Origin of the sequence: Nonomuraea fuscirosea (assembly GCF_035917475.1) — a bacterium.
In the GTDB taxonomy this organism is placed as follows: Bacteria; Actinomycetota; Actinomycetes; order Streptosporangiales; family Streptosporangiaceae; genus Nonomuraea; species Nonomuraea fuscirosea.
This window is the reverse complement of the sequence record NZ_CP109074.1, coordinates 8,965,525-8,987,004: the sequence shown is the minus strand read 5'-3', so window position 1 is coordinate 8,987,004 and position 21,480 is coordinate 8,965,525. Positions and strand designations below refer to the sequence as shown.

Annotated in this window: 19 protein-coding genes; 13 read left to right on the top strand and 6 right to left on the bottom strand. The window is 72.9% G+C overall.

Annotated elements, in window-relative coordinates; genetic code table 11:
- Nucleotides 1-73: 73 nt before the first annotated feature.
- On the bottom strand, nt 74-1,639 hold the full coding sequence (locus OIE67_RS40810) for an alpha/beta hydrolase family protein (protein WP_326630564.1): 1,566 nt from the start codon (nt 1,637-1,639) through the stop codon (nt 74-76).
- Between the two features lie 79 nt (nt 1,640-1,718).
- On the opposite strand from OIE67_RS40810, the gene OIE67_RS40805 reads away from it, so the two are divergent.
- Nucleotides 1,719-2,282 (top strand): ArsR/SmtB family transcription factor, encoded by a 564-nt coding sequence (locus OIE67_RS40805; protein ID WP_326630562.1) that lies wholly within the window; start codon nt 1,719-1,721, stop codon nt 2,280-2,282.
- Between the two features lie 2 nt (nt 2,283-2,284).
- Here OIE67_RS40805 and OIE67_RS40800 read toward each other — a convergent pair whose 3' ends face one another.
- On the bottom strand, nt 2,285-7,114 hold the full coding sequence (locus OIE67_RS40800) for an FtsK/SpoIIIE domain-containing protein (RefSeq protein WP_326630559.1): 4,830 nt from the start codon (nt 7,112-7,114) through the stop codon (nt 2,285-2,287).
- 350 nt (nt 7,115-7,464) lie between these two features.
- On the opposite strand from OIE67_RS40800, the gene OIE67_RS40795 reads away from it, so the two are divergent.
- From OIE67_RS40795 to OIE67_RS40740, 12 genes are all read left to right on the top strand, one after another.
- Nucleotides 7,465-8,130, top strand: coding sequence for a hypothetical protein (locus tag OIE67_RS40795; RefSeq protein ID WP_106236508.1), 666 nt, complete (start codon nt 7,465-7,467; stop codon nt 8,128-8,130).
- Nucleotide 8,131: 1 nt separating this feature from the next.
- Nucleotides 8,132-8,848: a hypothetical protein gene (locus tag OIE67_RS40790; RefSeq protein WP_326630556.1), complete on the top strand. Its 717-nt coding sequence runs from the start codon at nt 8,132-8,134 to the stop codon at nt 8,846-8,848.
- Nucleotides 8,845-10,140 (top strand): CpaF family protein, encoded by a 1,296-nt coding sequence (locus OIE67_RS40785; RefSeq protein ID WP_245955676.1) that lies wholly within the window; start codon nt 8,845-8,847, stop codon nt 10,138-10,140. The genes OIE67_RS40790 and OIE67_RS40785 overlap by 4 nt, the downstream gene beginning before the upstream one ends.
- A gap of 45 nt (nt 10,141-10,185) precedes the next feature.
- Entirely contained in the window at nt 10,186-11,037 is an 852-nt protein-coding gene (locus OIE67_RS40780) for a type II secretion system F family protein (RefSeq protein ID WP_326630553.1), read from the top strand.
- Complete coding sequence (locus OIE67_RS40775) at nt 11,030-11,950, top strand: type II secretion system protein (protein WP_326645637.1); 921 nt, start codon at nt 11,030-11,032, stop codon at nt 11,948-11,950. The genes OIE67_RS40780 and OIE67_RS40775 overlap by 8 nt, the downstream gene beginning before the upstream one ends.
- On the top strand, nt 11,950-12,186 hold the full coding sequence (locus OIE67_RS40770) for a hypothetical protein (protein ID WP_106236513.1): 237 nt from the start codon (nt 11,950-11,952) through the stop codon (nt 12,184-12,186). Before OIE67_RS40775 ends, OIE67_RS40770 begins: the two co-directional genes overlap by 1 nt.
- Nucleotides 12,183-12,644, top strand: a complete 462-nt coding sequence (locus OIE67_RS40765) for a TadE/TadG family type IV pilus assembly protein (protein ID WP_326630551.1) — start codon at nt 12,183-12,185, stop codon at nt 12,642-12,644. The genes OIE67_RS40770 and OIE67_RS40765 overlap by 4 nt, the downstream gene beginning before the upstream one ends.
- Nucleotides 12,641-13,027 (top strand): TadE/TadG family type IV pilus assembly protein, encoded by a 387-nt coding sequence (locus tag OIE67_RS40760; protein ID WP_106236515.1) that lies wholly within the window; start codon nt 12,641-12,643, stop codon nt 13,025-13,027. Before OIE67_RS40765 ends, OIE67_RS40760 begins: the two co-directional genes overlap by 4 nt.
- Nucleotides 13,024-13,440: a TadE/TadG family type IV pilus assembly protein gene (locus OIE67_RS40755; protein ID WP_245955678.1), complete on the top strand. Its 417-nt coding sequence runs from the start codon at nt 13,024-13,026 to the stop codon at nt 13,438-13,440. Before OIE67_RS40760 ends, OIE67_RS40755 begins: the two co-directional genes overlap by 4 nt.
- A 69-nt stretch (nt 13,441-13,509) precedes the next feature.
- Entirely contained in the window at nt 13,510-16,254 is a 2,745-nt protein-coding gene (locus tag OIE67_RS40750) for a BTAD domain-containing putative transcriptional regulator (RefSeq protein ID WP_326630548.1), read from the top strand.
- A complete protein-coding gene (locus OIE67_RS40745; protein WP_326630547.1) occupies nt 16,251-16,898 on the top strand; it encodes a hypothetical protein in 648 nt (215 codons plus the stop codon). Before OIE67_RS40750 ends, OIE67_RS40745 begins: the two co-directional genes overlap by 4 nt.
- Nucleotides 16,895-17,833 (top strand): hypothetical protein, encoded by a 939-nt coding sequence (locus tag OIE67_RS40740; RefSeq protein ID WP_245955680.1) that lies wholly within the window; start codon nt 16,895-16,897, stop codon nt 17,831-17,833. The genes OIE67_RS40745 and OIE67_RS40740 overlap by 4 nt, the downstream gene beginning before the upstream one ends.
- Here the strand turns inward: OIE67_RS40740 and OIE67_RS40735 are convergent.
- From OIE67_RS40735 to OIE67_RS40720, 4 genes are all read right to left on the bottom strand, one after another.
- The gene (locus OIE67_RS40735) at nt 17,830-18,261 is read right to left on the bottom strand and encodes a MarR family winged helix-turn-helix transcriptional regulator (RefSeq protein ID WP_106236519.1); all 432 of its coding nucleotides are present in this window, start codon (nt 18,259-18,261) and stop codon (nt 17,830-17,832) included. The genes OIE67_RS40740 and OIE67_RS40735 overlap by 4 nt on opposite strands.
- Nucleotides 18,262-18,473: 212 nt before the next feature.
- Nucleotides 18,474-19,403 carry an RpnC/YadD family protein gene (locus OIE67_RS40730; RefSeq protein WP_326630543.1) on the bottom strand — a complete coding sequence of 310 codons (930 nt, stop codon included), beginning with the start codon at nt 19,401-19,403 and terminating at the stop codon, nt 18,474-18,476.
- 31 nt (nt 19,404-19,434) lie between these two features.
- Nucleotides 19,435-19,947, bottom strand: coding sequence for a methylated-DNA--[protein]-cysteine S-methyltransferase (locus OIE67_RS40725; protein ID WP_326630541.1), 513 nt, complete (start codon nt 19,945-19,947; stop codon nt 19,435-19,437).
- A complete protein-coding gene (locus OIE67_RS40720; protein ID WP_326630538.1) occupies nt 19,944-21,464 on the bottom strand; it encodes an AlkA N-terminal domain-containing protein in 1,521 nt (506 codons plus the stop codon). Before OIE67_RS40720 ends, OIE67_RS40725 begins: the two co-directional genes overlap by 4 nt.
- Between the last annotated feature and the right edge of the window lie 16 nt (nt 21,465-21,480).

Here is a 21,480-nt window from a genome sequence, read left to right as displayed (position 1 = left end):
CGGGAGGAGACGCCCGTCGGCACGGCGCCCACGGCGGGGACAGCGCCGTTGACAGCCCTCAGTACAGCGCCGTTCACGGGAGCAACAGCCCCCAGTACAGCGCCCAGGGCACGAAGAGCGCGCCGCCCGCGACGACCAGTCCCAGCCGGACCCGCTCGCCGCGGGTCGCGGCGCGCCGCCACCGTGCGGTGGTGAGCGCGGTCGCCACCACGGTCGCGACCGCGACCGCCTGCAGCGCCAGCCAGACGACGGGCCGGCCGGCCAGCAGGGGCCCCGGCTCGGACAGCTTGCCGCCGGTCATGATCACGTAGAACAGGTACGAGAACCCGCCGATCACCGCCGTCAGCCCGCCCGCGCTGACCAGCCGTGCCGCCTTGACCGGCGGCACCCCGTGCCGCCCCCTGATCCGCCGGACCAGCGCCACCAGGGGATAGCCGCAGAAGGCCACCAGGAAGATCACCAGCGCCACGAGCTGCGCGCCCGCCGACTCCCACCACGCGGTGGGCGGCACCGCCACGGTCCGGCTCGCCTGCTCGGGCGCGGGCCCGGACACCTGCGCCTCGGGCGCGCGTCCTGAGACGGCCTGCCCCACCCAGGTCCCGACCAGCTCGGGATAGCCGGGCGCGAGCTCGGGCAGCCGGGTGACGCCGCCGTCGGGGGTCAGGTGCGCGGCGTGATCGGCGCCGGGGAAGAACCGGAACGTGTACCGGCGGTTCCCGCCCGCCTCAAGGGCCTCGGCGAAGATGGGCGGAGTCTCCTCAGGGGGCGTGAGCAGGTCGTGCACGCCCCAAATGGCCAGCACGGGCTGGCGCAGCCGCCCGATGACCGGCGCCGGGTCGAAGTAGGGCTGGGGGAACATCCCGCCGTCCGCGATCACCCGGTACAGGTTGTGCTCGGCCCGGTCCACCAGCGACCCGCTCACGCCCGCCTTGCGCAGCCCGGCCGCCACGGCCCAGGTCTGCTGGCGCAGCGGGCTGAGGCCGTTGGCGCCGACGAGGATGACGAACGCGACGTCACGGGAACGGGCGGCGGCGATCGGGACCACCCATCCGCCCTCACTGAGCCCCCACAGGCCGACCTTGCCCGGATCCACGCCGGGCTGACGCCGCAGCATCTCCATCGCGCCCAGCGCGTCGTCGGCGAGTTGCTGGTACGAACGCTCGAACAGCGAATAACCCTCCGAACGCTTGTCGTAGACGAGCACGGACATGCCCTGCCGCGCGAAGGCCACCGCCTCACCGAGCAGCTTCTCCCGTGGGGTTCCGGTCCCGGCACCGTGCACCAGCACCACCCCCGGCCGTCCCTTCGCGGCGCCGGCCCGGCTGATCACGCTCCCGTGCAGCTTCAGGCCCGCGCCGCCGCGAAAGCTCACCTCGGTCGAGGTCAGATCCGCCGGTACGGCCGGCGGCTCGGCGACGGCGGCCCGGGTCGCGCCGGGCCAGGCGGCCGCCGTTTCGGCAGTGCCGGCCTGTGTAGCGCCTGGCCAGGCGGCGAGTGTCTCGGCGGAGGTGGCCCGGGTCGCGCCGGGCCAGGCGGCCGAGGTCTCGGCGGCGGCGCGGGTCGCGCCTGGCCAGGCGGACGTGGCGAAGACGGTCGATGCGGTTAACACGGCGCTCAGGGCCGCGACGGTTCTTCTCATACCGCCGAGACTAGTCTGCAGAGAGTTGTCGGCAAAGGAAGGTCTGCAGATATCGTTCGTGAGGACTAGCCTGATCCTCATGAAGGATGAGGAGCCGTACCTGCTCGACGACCCCGAGCGGCTCAAGGCGCTGGCCCACCCGATGCGCCGCCGCATGCTGACCCACCTCAACGTGCACGGCCCCGCCACCTCCACCACCCTCGGCGAGCTGCTCGGCGCGAAGACCGGGACCACCAGCTACCACCTGCGCCAGCTGGAGAAGTACGGCTTCATCGAGGAGATCCCCGAGCGCTCCACGGGCCGCGAACGCTGGTGGCGCCGGGCCCAGACCCCCAGGGACATGCGCCTGCCCACCCCCGACCAGGTGGCGCCCGAGGACCAGGCCGTGCTGGAGGAGTTCCACCGGGTCGGCTACGAGGAGGACCGCGTCCTGTTCGACCGCTTCCCCGCCGCCTACCGGGCCGACCCCGCCTGGGCGCGCGGCTCGCGCGGGCTGGCCCGCCTGACGAAACGGGAGCTCGACGCGTTCTACGAGGAGTACATCGCGCTGCTCATGCGTTACCACCGCCCGGCCGAGGAGGCCCCGCCGGACGCCCGCCCCGTCTACGTCCGATTCTTCACCCTGCCCGCGGACGACGACTGAGGTCAGGCGGTGTCCGGCAGTGCGGCCTGGATCGGCGTGAGGTTGCCCGTCGTCACCAGGAACCCGCGCCCGGCCGGCCCGCCGGTCGTGCCGCGTGGCAGCCGGATGTTGAACAGGTCGCCGTCGGTCTGTCCCTGCACCGCCAGGAGCACTCCCGTACGCGCCTTGCGCGCCTCCGCCACGAACCCCCGGTAGGCCACGGCCAGGTCGCCCGTCGTGCCCGCGACGAGCAGGCCGTGGTCGCCGTCGCGGCCGGTCCTGAGCACCTCCTCCAGGGCGGTGCCGAGCGGGCCGTCGGCGTTGACCAGCTCGGCGTCGTCCACCAGCACGACGTAGTGGCGCTGCTCGGCCAGGATCTCCAGCAGGTCGGTGGCCTCGCCGTTCAGCACGGCCAGCGCTCCTTCGAGGTCGCGCAGCGGGCTGCGCCTGGGGGCGACGGCGACGACCGGCGTGCCCTGCGAGATCAGCCGGCGGGCGGCCGTCATGAGCACCGACGAGCGGCCGGAGCGCGACGGCCCGGCGATCACGGCGGCGGGCCCCTGGGCCATCAGGTCGATCCCGAGCGGCGCGAGCGCGTCGCCGCCCGCGCCGAGCAGCGCCCACAGCGGCGAGGGCGCGCTGAACCCCGGCTCCAGCGCCAGCGCCTGCGCCGCGGTGATCCGCATCGGCAACGCGTCCACCCGCAACGGCGGCTCCCCGCCCCACCGCCACGCACTCCTCCCGGGCACCACGGCGTGCGCCGGACCACCGGCCCGGCCGGACAGGCCCGCGGCGGGGTCGGCGGGGCCGGACGCGGCGACGGTGCCGGATGCGGCGACGGTGCCGGTCGGGGTGGTGGTGCCGGACGAGGCGGGGTCGACGAAGCCGGACGAAGCGGCGCCGGACGGGTCGGCGGCGGCCCGGGCCAGAGCCTGCAGGGCGGCGACCTGGGCCGGGCCGGCCGGATCGGCGGCCAGCAGGGCGATCTGGTGCTCCACGATGCCGTGCTCGCCCATCGACAGCGCCCGCCCCGTCGGCATGACCGAGGGCAGCCCCTTGAGCGGGAAGCCGGCCAAGCCGTAGTCGGCGTTGTCCGACAGCCGCAGCAGCAGCCGGTCGTCGAACACCGTGGACACCTGCCCGAGCAGCCCCGACCGGTCGGCGCTGACCACCGCCCTGAACCCGACCGCCGGCCCCTCACGCAGCAGCTGGAGCAGCGCCTCGATCAGCCGTCCGTAGTCGTAGCCCTCGAAGGCGGCCACGAAGCCCTCCCACCGGTCGAGCATGAACACCAGCCACGGCAGCCGGTGCCCCGCCTGCCGGTACTCGGCCAGCGAGGCGTGCCCGGCCTCGGCCAGGAGTTGCTGGCGGCGGCCCACCTCGACCCGCAGCCGCGTCAGCAGCCGTTCCACCCGGTCGAGCTGGTCGCGCGTCACGACCGCGCCGCAGTGGGGCATGGCGACCAGGGGCAGCAGCGCGCCGGAGCCGCAGTCCACGGCGTGCAGGTGCACGTCCTCGGGCGAGGCGTGCCGGGCGATGGAGCCGGCGATCGTACGCAGCGCCGTGGACCTGCCGCTGCGCGCGGCGCCGGCGATGAGCAGGTGCCCGCCGTGGGCCACGTCGAGCGCCAGCCGCTGCCGGTCCTGCGCCCACGGCCGGTCGGTGCTGCCGAACGGGATCGGCGCCACCTCCTCGCCCCCCGGCCGGCCGCCCGGCCGACCGGCGGCCTGACCGGCCGCCCAGCCTGCGCCCAGGTCAGCGGTCCGGTCGGCGGGCTGGTCGTGAGGCAGGTCCGCGGGCAGGTCGAGGACGAGGTGGGTGGGCAGCGGGTCCAGCCACGGACTCGGCTGAGCGGGCACGCCGGCCAGGCTCGCGGCCTCGATGAGGGCGTCGGCGACGAGCGTGAGGTCGGTGGTGGTCGACTCCTCCTCGACCGGCCGCGGTGGCGGCGGCAACGGCTTCCCGAGGGCGCGCCACTCCACGTCCAGCACCCGTAGGCTCCCGCCCCCCGGCCGGGGATCGCCGGGCCCGGCAGGCGGCGCGGGGGAGCGCCCGCCGACCCGCGCCGTCTGCACGGCCACCGCCGCGCCCACCCCTGAGCGCACGTAGCAGCGCCCGGGGGTGTTCTTGGAGATGTGCGCGGCGTCCGGCGTGTCGATGACGTCGGCCGACTCGGCCGGCTCGGTCACCCGCAACGCGATCCGCAGCGAGGTGTTGGCCTGGATGTCGGCCGTCACCACGCCGGCGGGCCGCTGGGTGGCCAGGATGAGGTGGATGCCCAGCGACCGCCCCCTGCGCGCGATGTCCACGAGCCCGGTCACGAAGTCCGGCAGCTCGGCCACCAGCGCGGCGAACTCGTCGATGATCAGCACCAGCCGGGGCATCCCTGGCCCCTCGTAGTCGTCGATGTCCTTGGCGCCGGCCGACAGCAGCAGCCGCTCCCTGCGCCGCAGCTCGGCCGCCAGCGAGTCGAGGGCCCGCTGCGTCAGGTGCCCGTCCAGGTCGCTCACCATGCCGACCGTGTGCGGCAGGCGTACGCACTCCTTGAAGGCCGCGCCGCCCTTGTAGTCGATCAGCACGAACGTGAGCTGGTCGGGCCGGTTGGCCACCGCCAGCGAGCAGATCAGCGTCTGCAGCAGCTCCGACTTGCCCGCACCGGTGGTGCCGGCGATCAGACCGTGCGGGCCGTCGAGCTTGAGGTCCACGGTGAAGGGCCCGTCGGGGCCGACCCCGATCAGCGCCTCGGTGCTGCCGTGCTTCCGCCACTGGGCGGCCAGCTCCTTGCCGGACGGGACGGGCATGCCCATGAGGTCGAGCAAGCGGGCCGCGTCGGGCAGGTTGCCGCCGGGGTCGTCGCGGCTCACGTCGCGGATCGGGGCCAGCGCCCTGGCCAGGCGGTCGCACCAGGTGACGGAGACGAGATCGGCGAGCAGCGGGCCGATCACGTCGAGGCCGCCGCCGCGCAGCCGGACGAGGCCGTCGGCGCCGCAGGCGGCCACCGTCTGGCACTCCTCGGGCAGCAGGCGCTGGTCGTCGTCGATGGCGAGGGTGTAGACGCCCGAGCGCGGGCCCTGGCGCAGCACCTGCGGCATGCTGGGCAGCCCGCGCAGCACCTGGGCGCCGTCGAGGACCACCAGCACGTCGTACGGGCGCACGTCGTAGGAGGAGAACGTGGGCTTCTCAGGACCGCCGAGGTCGTCCCAGCCGGTGGGGATCTTGCCCAGCTCGGGGATGGCGGTGTTCTGGCGCTCGTCGATGAGCGCGGCCAGCTCGGCGACCCGGCGCGCGGCCGAGTCCGGGTCGGCGCCCACGAGCACCACGCACTCCTCGCCCGCGCGCGGCGCGCAGTGCGGCAGCCAGCGCAGCCAGCCCCAGCGGCGTTCGGCGTCGGGGTGCGCGGAGACCACCACGATGGCCAGGTCGCGCGGGCTGTGCAGGGTCGCGGCCTGGGCGATGAGCCAGCTCGCCAGGCTGGTCGCGGCGGAGCGCGGCCCGGTCACGCCGGCCACCCCCAGCCGCCGCATGGGCAGCGCGACGGGCACCGACCGGCAGCTCGGCGGGTCGATGGGCCCGCCCTGTTCCTCCGACAGCTGCAGGTCGGCCGGCAGGTCGGCCAGCCCGACCCGCAGCCTGAGCGCGTCGGGGTCGTGGATCCTGCGCTCCCACAGCCGCCGGCGCGGCCCGGTGGCGGTCAGCAGCACCTGGGCGGGGTCGGGCGCGTCGGCCCTGCGGGTGGCCTCGTCGGCCACCCTGGCCCGCTCGACCGCCGCGTCGTACGCCTCGACCTGCTCCCGCCACTCCTTGACGGCCTTCTTGTGCTGCTTCTTGCCGTGGCGGCGGTCGCTCCACCACTGGCCGATCATGATCACGGGCGTCATGAGGGCGACGAGCAGGTAGTACCACTGCTTGAGCGCGAACGCCAGGGTCAGCCCGAGCACGGCCGGCAGGCACGCCGCCAGCAGTTGCAGGCGCATGCCCTCGTTCCTCGACGGCTCCTTGGGCCGGACGAACGCGCGCTCGGGCTCGGGCCTGCGCAGCCGGGGCGGGCGGTTGTAGGCGACGCCGCCCTCGCCGCGCGGGGCCAGGTGCGCGTCCTTCGGCTCGATCGAGGTCAGCACGAACACCGAGGAGCCGCAGGTCAGCACGGCCTGGTCGGGCCACTCGACCGGCTCGGTGAGCGGGCGGCCGTCGAGCTCGGGCGTCTCTCCGTAGCCGGCCGCGAACTCGGCCGCCGCGCGTTCGGCCGTCCGCGCGGTGAGCTCGGCGACCTCGTCGGCCCAGCGTCCCTTGAGCTTGAGCCTGGGGGCCTCGCCCGGCGGCAGCCAGGCCCGCTCGACGGTGATCGCGTCGGGCGTCACCCGTACGGTGACCGCCTCGGGGGCCAGCGCGGGGTCACCGGCGGCGATGGCGCACATCGGGTCGGAGCCGATCACGTGCACGCCGAGCCCGAGCCGGTGCACGGCCCCGGCGGCGGGCCCGCCGACGACCCGTACCTCGGCCACCCCGCCGGGCTCCGCGACGAGGGTCGCGCGGGCGAGGTGAGGGTCGAGCGTGACCTTGTCGCCGTCGCGCAGCACGGCGGCGACCGGCGCTCCCGGGTCGAGCGGGCGGCCGTCGCGCCACAGGGCGGGCGGCCCCATGTCGGAGCGCTCGGGCCGGCGCGGCGGGGGCACGTAGGCCCCGCCCTGCGCCATCCCGTACGGCGCCCGGTTCTTGGGCAGGCGGACCACCGTCGCCAGCGGTGCCTGATCGCCCAGCGCCGCACTCAGCTCCGCCACCGTGGCGCCGTCGTCGCCGTCGATGACGACGTCACGGTCGCCCTGCCCGCCGATGACGGTGAGCATGATCCGCATGGGGCCGTCTCCTCGGTCGACTTCGGGCGCCAAATTAGCGTCCGGAACGTGGTCTGGCGCGCCGGTTGACGGCAATGGCATGGGGAATCGCCGCCGGAGCGGATTTATCGCTCGATGTCGGCACTTGAGGCGAAATTTGTGTGAACGGAGTGACCTATGTGGTTGATGGGGTGACTAGCCGGATAAAACGGTATTCGTCAACTCGATAGAAACAATAGGCATCGATGAATTCGGCTTGACATCATGTCACCTGCGAAACGAGCATGGGTCCGCGAATTCCGCCTACACCGCCGTGGTGATCCCCACATAATGGCGTGAATTCCGCAATTCACCCCGGGAGCCCCCCACCCATGAGGACCAGTGAAAAGCCTGCCGCCAACGCGGCGGGGTTGTCCGGCCCGGCCTCGCGCAAGCTCCCCGTTCCACCCAGGGAACGCAAGCCGGCGCTGGCCGCGCTGGCCGTCCTGCTCATCCTCGGCGGCGCGCTGGCCACGACCCTGCTCGTCCTGCGCAGCGGCGACCGCGTCTCCGCCATCCGCGTCACGCAGCAGATCGGCGCCGGCCAGAAGTTCACCCCGCAGGCGATCGAGGAAGTGAAGATCGCCGACACGGGCGTCGCCTTCGTCTCGTGGACGCAGCGCGACAAGGTGCTCGACAGCTTCGCGGCCGTCACCCTCCTGCCCGGCACTCTGCTGACCAACCAGATGGGCGTGCGCGCCAGCAGCGAACTCGGACAGGGAAAAGCCACCGTCGGGCTGGCCCTGAAACCCGGGCAAATGCCGGCCGGAGTGCAGGCGGGCGACCGCGTACAGGTGATATTCGTACCGGCTCGGTCGAGTCAGGGAGAAAGCCGCGTGCTCGCCGCGAGCGCACTCGTCTTCAGCGTCGGCGACAGGTCGAGAACGGGAAATTCCGGCCAGATCACCGTGGTCGTGGAAGCGCCCGCCGCGCCCGAGATCGTGGCCGCCGCCTCCGCCGGCGAGGTCGCCGTGGCCGAGCTTCCGGGGGCACGCTGACGTGGCGCTGATCGTACTGGCGGCCGACAAGGGCGCGCCGGGGGTGACCACCGCCGCCACGGCCCTGGCGGCGGTGTGGCCGCGGCCCGTGCTGCTGGCCGAATGCGACCCCGCCGGCGGCGATCTGGCCTACCGGCTGCCCGCCGCCGACGGAGGCGTGCTCAACCCCGGCAAGGGGCTGCTCACGCTGGGCGCGACCGCCCGCCGCGGGCTTGAGGCGGCGCAGATCCACCAGCACACCCAGAAGATCATCGGTGGCCTCGACGTGCTCGTCGGGCTCACCCACGGCGAGCAGGCGGCCGGGCTCGCCTGGATGTGGGGCGCGCTCGGCCGGGCGCTGGCCGCCGTCCCCGACGCCGACGTGATCGCCGACTGCGGCCGGCTCGGCGCGCATCCGCAGCTCGGCGACCTGATGGCCGAGTCCGAGCAGGTCGTGCTGCTCACCAGGGCCACCCTCGACCACGTGGCCCACCTGCGCGAGCGGCTGCAGGTCAGCAAGGCGCACGGCGTCGTCGTGATCGCCGACCCGCGCAACTACCGGGGCTCGATCGAGGACGTACGCAGGATCGTCGGCCACAGCGTGCAGTTCGTGCACGGCCTGGCCTACGACCCCAAGGGCGCCGAGCTGCTGCGCGGCCAGTGGGGCGGCCGCCTGGACCGCTCGCTGCTCATCCGTACGGCACGAGACCTGGCGGGCAGGCTGGTGAGCCACCGATGATCGACCACTCCCTCGTCAAGCGCTTCCGCCAGGAGGTCGGCGACCGGCTGGCCCACCAGCGCCGGCTCGACCAGGCCAACGGCCTGCCCCCGATGAGCGGCGAGGACGAGCGCCAGTTCGCCCGCGCGCTGATCTCCCAGGTGCTGGAGGAGCACGCCCGCGGCGAGATCGGCCTCGGCCGCACCCCGCCCACCGTCGAGGAGGAGGAGGCGCTCGCGGCCGGCATCCACGCGGCGCTGTTCGGCGTGGGGCGGCTGCAGCCGCTGCTCGACGACACCCAGGTCGAGAACATCGACATCAACGGCTGCGACAAGGTGTTCGTCAGCTATGCCGACGGCCAGGAGCTGACCCACGACCCGGTCGCCGACTCCGACGACGAGCTGATCGAGCTGATCCAGATCCTGGCGGCCTACTCCGGGCTGTCGAGCAGGCCGTTCGACACCGCCAACCCCCAGCTCGACCTGCGCCTGCCCGACGGCTCCCGGCTGAGCGCGGTCATGGACGTGACGGTCAGGCCGGCCGTGTCGATCCGGCGGGCCCGCCTGGGCAAGGTCTTCATGTCCGACCTCGTGGGCAACGGCACGATCGGCCCCGACGTGGGGCGCTTCCTGTCGGCCGCCGTCGCCGCCCGCAAGAACCTCATGATCGCCGGGTCCACCAACGCCGGCAAGACCACCCTGCTGCGCGCCCTGGCCAACGAGATCCAGCCCGGCGAACGCCTCATCACCGTCGAACGCGCCCTCGAACTGGGCCTCGACCAGTTCCCCGAGCTCCATCCCAACGTGGTCGCCTTCGAGCAGCGCCTGCCCAACTCCGAGGGCCAGGGCGAGATCTCCATGGCCGAGCTCGTCCGGCGCTCGCTGCGGATGAACCCCAGCCGGGTCATCGTCGGCGAGGTGCTCGGCGACGAGATCGTCACCATGCTCAACGCGATGACCCAGGGCAACGACGGCTCCCTGTCGACCATCCACGCCAACTCCAGCATGGAGGTCTTCAACCGCATCTCCACCTACGCGCTGCAGGCCCGCGAGCGGCTGCCCATCGACGCCACCCACATGCTCATCGCCGGCGCCATCGACTTCGTCGTCTTCATCGAGAAGCGCAACGACTACCACCTCGGCGGCAAGCTGCGCCGCTACGTCTCCAGCATCCGCGAGGTCAACGGCTGCGACGGCCGCGTGCTGTCCAGCGAGGTCTTCGCGCCGGGCCCCGACGGCTGCGCCGTCCCGCACGCCCCGCTCTCCTGCCTGGAAGAGCTCGCCGCCCACGGCTACAACCCCGGGGGCTGGTGAGCCATGTCCACCGCCACGGGCCTTCCTCCTGGAGGTCGATGACGTATGCCGTTCACGTTCGACCCGCTCGCGCTGCTGGCGGGGGCGGCCGCCGGCGGCGGCCTGTTCCTGTTCTGCCTCGCCCTGTACGGCCTGCGCCCTCGCCCGTCCAGACCCAAGCGCCACCTGGTCAAGGTGCTGACCACCCGCGCCGCCGTGGCGGCGGTGGCCGCCACCCTGGTCCTGGTCGTCACCGGCTGGCCGGTCGTCGCGGTGGGCACGGTGCTGCTCGTGTTCGCCTGGCGCGGCCTGGCCGGCGGCGCGGCGGAGGAGCGTATCGCCATGCAGCGCCTGGAGGGCCTGGCCGCCTGGACGGAGTCGCTGCGCGACACGATCGCCGGCGCGGCCGGCCTCGAACAGGCCATCCCGTCGTCCATCAGGGCCGCCGCCCCCACGTTGCGGCCCCACCTGCGCGCCATGATCGACCGGCTGCACACCAGGATGGCGCTGCCCGAGGCGCTCGGCCGCTTCGCCGACGAGCTCGACGACCCCTCGGCCGACCTCGTGGTGGCCGCGCTCATCCTCAACTCCAGGCTGCGCGGCCCCGGCCTGCGCGACGTGCTGGGCGCGCTGGCCGTCTCGGCCCGCGAGGAGCTCGACATGCGCCGCCGCGTCGAGGCCGAGCGCCGAGCCACCCGGCGCAGCGTGCAGATCGTGGTGATCACCGCGCTGGCCTTCGCCGGGATCCTCGTCGTGTTCAACCCCTCCTACGTCGCCGAGTACGAGGGCGTGCTGGGCCAGGCGGTCCTGGTCGTCGTGGCCGGGCTGTTCGGCGCGGGGTTCGCCTGGATGCGGCGGCTGGCCAGGTTCGACAAGCCCACGCGGCTGCTCATGGGAGGAGGTGGTGGCGATGGTTGAGGGCGCGCTGGCCGGAGCGGTGGCCGGGCTCGGCCTGTTCGTGCTGCTCCGGGCGCTCTTCCCGGCCCGTCCCGGGCTGGTGGCGCGGCTGCTCGCGCTCGACGCCGTACGCGAGGACTCGGGCGCGCCGCGCATCCAGCTCGTGCTGCCCGACGAGGAGGTCAGCGCGTTCCGCCGCGGCCTCGGCACCCGCCTGGCCCGCCTGTACGGCGCCCGCGGCTGGGAGGTCAGTTCGGCCAAGGCGGACCTGGCCCTGCTCGGCCGCTCGTTCGAGGCGTTCCTGGCGACCAAGGTGCTGCTGGCGGCCGGCGGCCTGCTCGTCTTCCCGCTGCTGCTCGCCTGGCTGCTGCTCATGGAGTGGGGCGCCTCCCCGACCATCCCGTTCTGGGCCGCGATCGTGGCCGCGGCCGTCTTCTTCTTCCTGCCCGACCTGCAGATCAAGCGGGACGCGGCGGCCAAGCGGCGCGACTTCCGCCACGTCGTCGGGGCCTTCCTCGACCTCGTCTCCATGAACCTGGCCGGCGGGCGCGGCGTCCCCGAGGCGCTGATGATGGCCGTCTCGGTCAGCGGCGAGCAGCCCAACTGGGCGATGGGCCGCATCCGTGACGCGCTCGGCGGCGCCAGGATCGTCGGCATCACCCCGTGGCAGGCGCTCGGCCAGCTCGGCGAGGAGATCAACGTCGACGAGCTGCGCGACCTGTCCGCCGCGCTCGGCCTGGTCGCGGACGACGGCGCGAAAGTACGCGCCTCGCTGACCGCCAGGGCCGCCACGCTGCGCCGGCGCGAGCTGGCGGAGATCGAGGGCCGGGCCGGCGAGCGTTCCCAGTCGATGCTCGTCGCCCAGCTCCTGCTGTGCGCCGGCTTCGTGATCTTTCTCAGTTATCCCGCCGCTATGAAGATGTTGGGGGTCTGATGAACCATCCCTGGATCGTGTATTTCACCGCGTTCATGGGCGACCGTCTCCACCGCGCCAGGACCGCGCCCACCCGGGGCGCCTCCGCCGTCGAATGGGTGATCATCACCGCGATCATCGCCGGGGTCGCGCTCGGCCTGGCCACGTTGATCGCCAACCTGGTCAAGGATCAGCAGGCGCAGATCCAGGAGAACTTCGGCGAAGGCGGTGGCGGCGGCGGTGGCGGCGAGCCGTGATCGTCCGGCCTCGGGACGGGCGCGGCGTGCGGGCCCGGCCGGCACGGGACGAGCGCGGCGTGACGGTGATCGAGCTGGCCCTGCTCATGCCGGTCATCCTCGCGACCGCGCTGCTCATCGTGCAGGTCGCGCTCTGGTTCCACGCCCGCGAGGTCGCCGAGGCGGCGGCCCAGGAGGGCGCCAGGGTGGCCAGGTCGGCCCCGTTCGACTCCGGCGCGTGGGAGGGCGCGGCCACCGGGAAGGCCACCGAGATCGTCCGGACGATCGGTCCCCGGCTGCTGCGCGACGCCACGGCGACGACCTCGGAGAAGGAGCCGGACGAGCGCTTCGTCACGGTGACCGGCAGCGCCGTCCAGGTGATCCCGCTGCTGCCCGACCTCGCGTTCACGATCACCGCCACCGCGGGCGGCCCCGTCGAGTGCTTTCGGCCCGACGACGGCGGACAGGACTGCGGATGAACGAGCGCGGCTCGATGGCGGTGGAGACGGTCATGCTGGCCCCGGTCTTCCTGCTCTTCCTCATGTTCCTGGCCGGCGCCGGCGTGGTGGTGGAGTCGCAGGGCCGGGTCAACGGCGCCGCCCGCGACGCCGCCCGCGCCGCCTCCGTGCAGCGCACCCAGGACGAGGCCGAGGGCGCCGCCGAGACCATCACCACCGACGTGCTCAAGGGCCGCTGCCAGTCCTCGGACGTCTCTCTCGACGAGTCCGAGTGGGAGCAGGGCGGCCAGGTGCACGCCGAGGTGACGTGCGAGCTGGACCTGGGCTTCCTCGGCTTCGGCGGCACCCAGCGGCTGACGGGGACGGCCGTGGTGCCGCTGGAGCAGTTCAGGAGGATCGAGTGAGGTCCGGCGAACGCGGCTCCATGTCGGTGTTCACCGTGCTGTTCTCCGTCGTGGTGTTCCTGCTGGCCGGGCTGCTGGTGGACGGCGGCTCGGCGATCAACGCCCGGCTGCGCGCCGCCGACGTGGCCGAGCAGGCCGCGCGGGCCGGCGCCGACGAGCTCGACGTCGACCACCTCCGGCAGACCGGGCAGACCCGGCTGCTCGGCGAGGACCAGGTGTGCGCCAGGGCCGACGAGATCGTCGCGGCCGTGGGCGGCGACGACGTGAGCCAGGGCGAGTGCTCCGTCGGCCAGGGCCAGGCGCAGGTGACGGTCACCGTCAAGGTCCGGTGGGAGGCGTTCTTCCTCAGCGCCGTCGGCCTGTCCGGCTCCGAGATGACCGGCGAGGCCACGGCCGCGCCGGAAGCGAGATAGACCGAATCCCGCCACTCGATGGATGCGGGACACATGAGCCACGACGCTTGACCGGAGAAGGGAGAGGCGATGCCGACGCGAGAGCCCGCGCGTTCCCACGGACGTCACGTCCCCGTGCGCGTCCCGGCCCGGCGCCGTGCCGGTGACGTGCTCGCCGGCCTCGGGGCGCTGGTCGTGCTGGTGGCGCTCGTGGGCGGCGTCCCGTACGCGCTGCTGACCTTCGTCGGGCCGCCGATCGCGCCTGAGCTGCTCGACATCGACGTGCTGAGCAGCAACGTCGGCCCGAGCACGATCATCGCCGTCCTGGTGCTGCTGGTGTGGCTGGCCTGGTTCCAGCTGTTCGTGTGCGTGCTGGTCGAGGTGTACGCGGGCGTCCGCCGGGTCGGCATGCCCGCCCGCGTGCCGCTGTCCGGCGGCACGCAGTTCCTCGCCAACAAGCTCGTGTCGGCCGTGCTGCTGCTGTTCACGGCGGGGGCCATGGTGGTGCCGCTGGCCAAGCTGGCGCCCACGCCCGCGGCTCCGCCGGTGACGGCGGTCGCGTACTCGGCGCCGCTGGTCGAGCAGACGCTGGAGACGCACAAGACCAAGAAGGTGTACGTGGTGCAGCCGCCGCACGGCCGGCACCACGAGAGCCTGTGGGAGATCGCGGAGAAGTGCCTGGGAGACGGCCGCCGCTATCCCGAGATCTACCGGCTCAATCAGGCGAAGGAGCAGCCGGACGGGAGCCGCCTGCGCATGGCGGACCTGATCAGGCCCGGCTGGGTGCTCGACATGCCGGACGACGCGAGAAACGTGCACATCGTCCCCTCCGGCCAGCCACGCGACCAGACCCTGCGCGAGCACCCCGGCAAGGCGCAGGCCGAGTCCAGGCCCGACACGACCGAGCGCGAGACCCAGGACCGGGCCGAGGGCAAGCATCGCCAGCAGGACCAGCGGGAGGACCGCAAGGAGACCGGCCGCCAGGGGAGCACGCAGACCGAGCGCCAGGACGATCACGGCCCGCAGACCGTCATGAGGGAGAGCCAGAACGGCGACCTGACCGACTACCTGGCCGCCGCCTCGCTGGCCGCCGCCGGGCTCCTGCTCGTGCTGGCCAGGCGGCGGCGCGAGCAGCTCTGGCGGCGCGTGTTCGGCCGCAGGATCGTCCGCCCCCGCGACGACGCCGCGCAGGCCGAGGTCGCGCTGCGGCTCGGCGGCGACGCGCCGGGCGCCCGCGTCCTCGACGTCGGGCTGCGCGTGCTCGGCGCCGAGCTGGCCGCCCAGCGCCGCACCCCGCCCACCGTGTACGGGGCCCACCTGTCGGCCCGCACGCTCGACCTGTGGATCCATCCGGCCGACGACGACCCGCCGGCCCCGTGGACGGCGGCCGACGGCGGCCAGGTCTGGCGGCTGCCCGCGCACGAGGGCCGCCTGCTGCCGGAGGGCAGGCCGGGACAGGGCGGCGCGCCGTACCCCGGGCTGGTCTCCATCGGCACCGACGACGGCGGCCGGGTGCTGATCGACCTGGAGGCCGCGCAGGGCCTGATCAACGTGCGCGGCGCGCACACCACCGCGGCGCTGGCCGCACTCGCCGTCGAGCTGGCCACCAACCGCTGGTCCGACCGCATGCGCATCACGCTCGTCGGCTTCGGCGAAGAGCTGACCGCCATCGCGCCCGGCCGGATCAGGGTCGTCGGCAGCCTGGCCGAGGTGCTGCCCGAGCTGGAGGCGAGCGCCGCCCCGCGGATGGAGGTGCTGACCGGCCGCATCACCGGCAGCCCGCGCGGCGCCCACTACCTGCTGTCCGCGGTCGCCCCCACCCATGAGGAGGCCCGCCGCCTGGCGCTGCTGGCCCGCAGGGACACCGCTGGCTACGTGCTGGCGGGCGAGGTCCCGCACGCCACCTGGACCCTGGAGATAGACGAGGACGGCAAGGCCAGGCTGGCCGAGCTGGGCTTCGAGGTGGAGGCCCAGCTCCTGCCCCGCCGCCACTACCGCGCGCTGATCGACCTGTTCCGCACGGCCGACCGCCTCGACGGCGAGGTCATGCCCGACCCGGAGCCGCTGGAAGGGCTGCACCCGCCCGCCGTCGAGATCAGGATCCTTGGCCCCGTAGAGATCACCGGCCTGCCGCCGCTGGAGGAGGGCCGGATGGCGCTGGCGACCGAGCTGCTGGTGTACCTGGCGACCCACGTCGGCGGCGTGCATCCCGTGGTGCTCGGCGGCGTGCTGTGGCCGCGCGGCGTCCAGGACATGGTCAGGGACGCCACCATCGCCAGGGTCGCCCAATGGCTGGGCCCGGAACACCTGCTCACCGACGAGGCGGGCCGGCTGCGGCTGGGGCCCGACGTACGGACGGACTGGATGTTGTTCCGCGAGCTCGTCCGCCGCTCCCACGGCGACCCCACGGCCAGGGCCGTGCTGCTGGAGAAGGCGCTCGGCCTCGTCCGCGGCCCGCTGCTGGCCGGTCGCAGGTCCGGCGGATACACCTGGCTGGCGGCCGACGACCTGGAGTACGACGTGAGCGCCGCCGTGGCCGACGCCGCGCACCAGCTCTGCGAGATCCGGATCGCGGCCGGCCAGCCGGACGCCGCGGTCGCGGCCGTGCGCGCGGCGCTGCTGCTGGCGGCCGACGACGAGGGCCTCTGGCGCGACCTGCTGCGGGCCACCCACGCCACCGAGGACGTCGTCCGGCTGCGGGCCGTCGTCGAGGGGCTGACCAGGCGGGCGGCCTCGCATCTCTACGGGGGCGGGATGGCCCCCGAGACCGAGGCGTTGATCGAGGAACTGCTGCCTTCGTGGCGCGTCCATGTGGTGAGGGAGTCGTCGGCATGAGACGTACGGCGATCGTGCCGGTCCTGGCACTGAACCTGCTGCTGGTGGCCGGCTGCGGGCCGGCCGAGCGGCCGTACCAGCCGGGGGAGGGCGCCGCGCCCCCATCCCCGCCCCCATCCGCGCCCGCCTCCGCGCCCGCCACCGGCGCGCCGGAACCCGCGGCGAGCGAGACCCCGGGAGCGGGCACGGTCTCGATCGGCGGCGGCAAGCTCAAGGTCACCATCGACTGGCCCGCCAAGCGGGATCCGCTGATCCAGCTCATGGCCGACTACCACCTCGCCACCAGGAAGGCGATCGTCTCCGGAAACGATCGATACCTACAGGATCTGGATCTCGAACTCACCGGGGCCCGCGAGGCGTACGACTGGGTGACTCAGTACACCGAACAGGACAAGAGCATGAAAGGCACGTCCCGCCTCTACAACCTGCGTGTCGCCGTGAAGCTGGACAAGGGCGCACAGGTCAACGCCTGTGTGGACGATCGGGGCGCGCGCATGATCCACACGCGTACCGGCAAGGCGGTCGTGCCCCAGCCCGACTGGATCCGCCGGCCCCACCTCCATGCCATCCTCGTCCACCGCGGCGACGACGGTGTCTGGCGGATCAGGACATTTCGCTACAGCTATAAGGGGTGCCCCGTATGAAGGTCCTGATCGCGATGGTCGCCGCGGGCACGATGATGCTCAGCGCGCCCCCGGAACAGCCGAGCGGTGAGACCTTCATCGACAAGGACAAGACGAAGGGGATCGTGCTCGTCCACTCCAAGGTCATCGTCTCCGGCAACGGGGCGCGGGGCGGCAAGTCCGACGGTTACGTGCTCAAACGCCCCTGCTGGTACGAGCCCGGCGCGGACGCGAGCGACATGCTCAAGACGCAGGAGAGCCTGCGGGCGTACTGGTTCCGGTTCACCAAGAACCCGACCGAGGAGAAGTTCCAGGCGTTCCTCAAGCAGTTCCAGGACAAGATCGGCAAGGAGGGGCGCTGGTGGGGGCCGGCGTACGACGCCTCCGACCCCAAGGGTCAGGCCTGCTTCTCCGCCCTCGACCCCTTCGTCTTCGTGCCGCCAGGCACCACGCCGCCGTCCGGCATCACCCTCCAGGAACTGGCCGAGATCGCCAGAGCCGCGCTGACCGTCCCCGAGCCCACCGTCAAGCTCAACCCCGACGCCAAGAGCTACGTGAACCTGCCGACCTGGGTCTGGCTCGACGGCATCGGCGAGACCCGCCGGTCGGTGACCGCGGCCATCCCCGGCATCATGAGCGTGACCGTGACGGCCACGCTGGAGGACGTCAAGATCGACCCCGGCACCACGAAGGACCGGGCCGAGGTGCACGAGGAGGGCTGCGGGGCGGCGGGCAAGCCGTACGTCAAGGGCGGCACGTTCGCGTGCGGGGTGCGTTACCTGCGCTCCTCCATCGACCAGCCGCGCGAGCAGTACACGCTGACCGTCACGACGGTGTGGCCGGTGACGGTCGAGGGCAACGTGGTCCCGTTCCAGTTCGCCCCGGTGCAGCTGGACACGACCAGGGACGTCCCGGTAGGCGAGATCCAGAGCAACGTCACCCCACCGGCCGGCTAGGTGAGGACGGAGGCGAGCGGGGCCAGCTCCGGCTGCTCCGCCGCCTCGGCCAGCACCTCTTTCAGCACGGCGTCGTGCGTCGGCCCGGCCAGCGCCAGCAGCTCCCGCCCGGCCGGCGTGACCTCCGAGTAGATCCCCCGCCGATCGTCCCGGCACAGGTAACGGCGCAGCAGCCCCCGGTTCTCCAGCCGCGTCACCAGCCGCGTGGTGGCGCTCTGGCTCAGCACCACGGCCCGGGCGAGCTGCTGCATGCGCATGTGCCACCCGTCCTGCCGGGCCAGCACGTCGAGCACGGTGTACTCGCTCACGCTCAGCTCGTGCTCCCGCTGCAGCGCCTTCTCCAGCCGCTCCTCGATCTTCCCGTGCAGCGCCGCGAGAGTGCGCCAGCCCTGGGCGCGCGCTTCGACGGCATCATCGGCAATGGCCATGTCGCAGACTCCGTCCCCTCGTGGTTCTGCCCTCGCCTAGTGGGCGTCCGCAAATAATGCCCACGCCCACTAACGTCGTCTGCCGCTCAGTCTATGCCTCCCACCCGCCCCGCCCCCGCGCCCATCGACCTTCGGCATGGGGCAGGACTCTCATGCACCCACGACAAGGCCGGCACGACAGAACGTCGCACCGGCCGTCTATGGCAGAGAGGTCAGCCGAGCACCTCGTCGATGTTGGTGGCGGTGAGTGCCCTGTCGAGCCAGGTGTCCAGGGTTGTCGTGTCGGTGCAGGCGAGGATGCGTTCGCGGCCTTCGTCGGTGACGGGGATGCCTCGCCTGTCGAGGATCTTGAGAATCGACGCCGCCTCTCCTTCCGCTCGGCCTTCCGCTCGGCCCACCGCTCGGCCTTCCGCTCGGCCCACCGCCTCGCCCTTTTCCTGGCCGCGCTCTACCCACTCGCGGACGAACGGGAGGTGCATGAGGTCGTCGGCGGTTACGGCCATTTTCAGCTCCTTGCATAGGTTTATGGCAACTGACCTGGGGAGCAGCATGAGTACAAGCTCAGAATAGCTTGGCCGCCCGTTCGGGTGCTGAGCGATGGCCTCGGCGAACGTCCGGAGGACCTTGACCTGCTCCGGAGAGTCGCCGTTGCCGTGCACGATGGCCGACAGGGCCGTGAGTTCGGGTTCGGCGATGGCTTGCGTGATGTCGGTGACGGCGGGCACATCGCCGGGCCCGATGACGAGCGGCGTGAGTACCCAGCCCGGATGCCCCAGGTCGATCGGCTTCGCGCAAATGCGCGCGGTGTTCGCATTCGGGCTGAACACCAGGAGCAGCACCGGGCACTTCTCCCGTGCTCGAAGCGTCGCCAGGTAGACCGGCCAGGACCAGCTCTTGTCCGGATCGGGCTTTCGCTGGACCTCGAGGACGACCGCCCGCACCGCCTTTCCGCTCTTCCTCAGGGTGACGACCGAGTCGCTTTGGTATTCGGTGGGCACGCATTGGGTGAAGTCGGTGTTGCCCAGCAGTGCCTCGTCGAAGGGCGGAACGCCGACATTGAGTTCGGTCAGTAAGGTTGTAACGAAGGATGGCTTATTGCGAACGAGTTCGATGAGGTACTCGTGTTCGAGCTTTGGTGACATGCCGAACACATTACCGAACGCTGTCGTGCGATTACTTTGAGTTGACCATTCCTCCGGATTCGTGGGTAAGGAGCCACTCTTTTACCGGTACGCCGTAGTAATAGCCGCCGTAGCCCCCGCCGCTGGGCAGGACGCGGTGGCACGGGACGAAGGGGGCGATCAGGTTCTGGGAGCAGGCTGAGCCCGCCGCTCTGGCGGCCGTTCTCGGCAGGCCGGCTCGTTCGGCCAGTTCGCCGTACGAGACCGTCGTGCCCGGCTTGACCTCGCGCAACGCCGTGTGGAGCCGCCGGCGGGTCGGCGTGCCGGGCTGCGAGACCGGGACGGCGTCCAGGGCGGTCAGGTCTCCGGCCAGGTACGCGCGGACGGCCTCCGAGGCGGGCCCGAGGTCGTCCACGACCTCCAGCCCCTCCGCTCGGAGGTCCGGGGTGAGGCGGATGAACAACTGCGAGGGGTCGGCGGTGAAGCCGGCCGCGACCAGCACACCCTCGCGGGACAGCAGCGCCAGCGGCCCCACCGGCGTCGGTACGAGCTGGGCATCGATCATGAGGAGCTCCAGAGGTGCAGGGCGGCGTACGCCCGCCACGGGCGCCACCGTTCGATGTGGTCGTGCGGGATGCCCAGGGCGGCCATGCGCTTGATCAGCACCAGGTCGCCCGTGGGCCACGCGTCGGGGTCGCGCAGCGCGCGGAGCGCGATGTAGCCGGCCGTCCACGGGCCGATGCCGTGGACCTCCAGCAGCCCGGCCACCGTCTCCGCCGGGTCCTGGCCGCCGTCGAGGTCGATCCGGCCCTCGGTCAGGTGGGTGGCCAGCTCCTTGAGCGTGGCGATCCTGCGGTTGGTCAGGCCGAGCCCGGTCAGGTCGGTCTCCGCGAGGTGGGCGGGGGCGGGGAAGAGCCCGCCGGGTGCGGCGGCGCGGGCGACGATGCGGCCGAGCAGCGTACGGGCTCCGGCCACCGAGATCTGCTGGCCGACGACCGCGCGCACGGCCAGTTCGAACCCGTCGAACGCCCCCGGCACCCGCAGCCCCGGCCGCGCCGCGACCAGCGGGGCGAGCGAGGTCTGGCCGAGCACCTCCGAGATCGCCTCGGGGTCGGCGTCCAGGTCGAGCAGCCGGCGGCAGCGGGCCACGACGCGGGCGAGCTGCCTGGTGTCCTCGACGGCCACGTCCAGGGCGATGTGGTCCGGTCGTGGGCTGAGGGTGATCGTCCCGCCTGGTACGGCTCTGGTGTACGACGTCGGCTCCGCCACCTCCAGCCCGGGAATCGCCCGGGAGGCCAGGAATCCGAACACCTCGTCCACGTCGTACGGTTCCCGCCGGTTCAGCCGCAGCCGGAGGGTGACGGGCGACCCCGCCGGCAGGGCTTGATCCGGGGTGCCGAGCTGCTCCGTGGCGGTCCCAGGAAGGCCCTCGGAGGTGCGGGTGGGCGAGGGAAGGCGCTCACCCGCCGCGGCGTTGACGCGTGGTGCGGGGATGCTTCTGGTCGAGCGGGGGCCGGCCGTGGCGCGCAGTTCGCTGGGCGTGAAGCCGTACGTCTCCCGCATCGTCGCGTTGAACTGCCGTACGCTGCCGAACCCCGCCGCGAACGCCACCTCCGTCACCGGCAGCGCCGTCTCGGTCAGGAGCTGCTTGGCCAGCAGCAGCCGCTTCGTGCGCGCCACCGCCAGGGGCCCGACGCCCAGCTCGGCCACGAACAGCCGGTGCAGGTGGCGTTCGGTGATGTGCAGCCGCCTGGCCAGCCCGGCGATGCCCTGCTCGTCGGCGTCGCCGTCGTCGATGAGGCGCAGCGCCCGCCCGATGAGGTCGCCGCGCAGGTCCCAGCCGGGGTCGCCGGGCGACAGCTCGGGGCGGCAGCGCTTGCACGGGCGGAACCCGGCCGCCTCGGCGGAGGCCGCGTGCCGGTAGAAGCGCACGTTACGGGAGGCCGGCGTACGGGCGGGGCAGATCGGGCGGCAGTAGATACGGGTCGTCGTCACCGCGGTGTAGAAACGACCGTCGAACCGGGAGTCCCTGGCGGAGACGGCCCGGTAACAGGAGTCGAAGTCGAGCTCTGTGGGCGGCATGTCTCCGACAGTATGC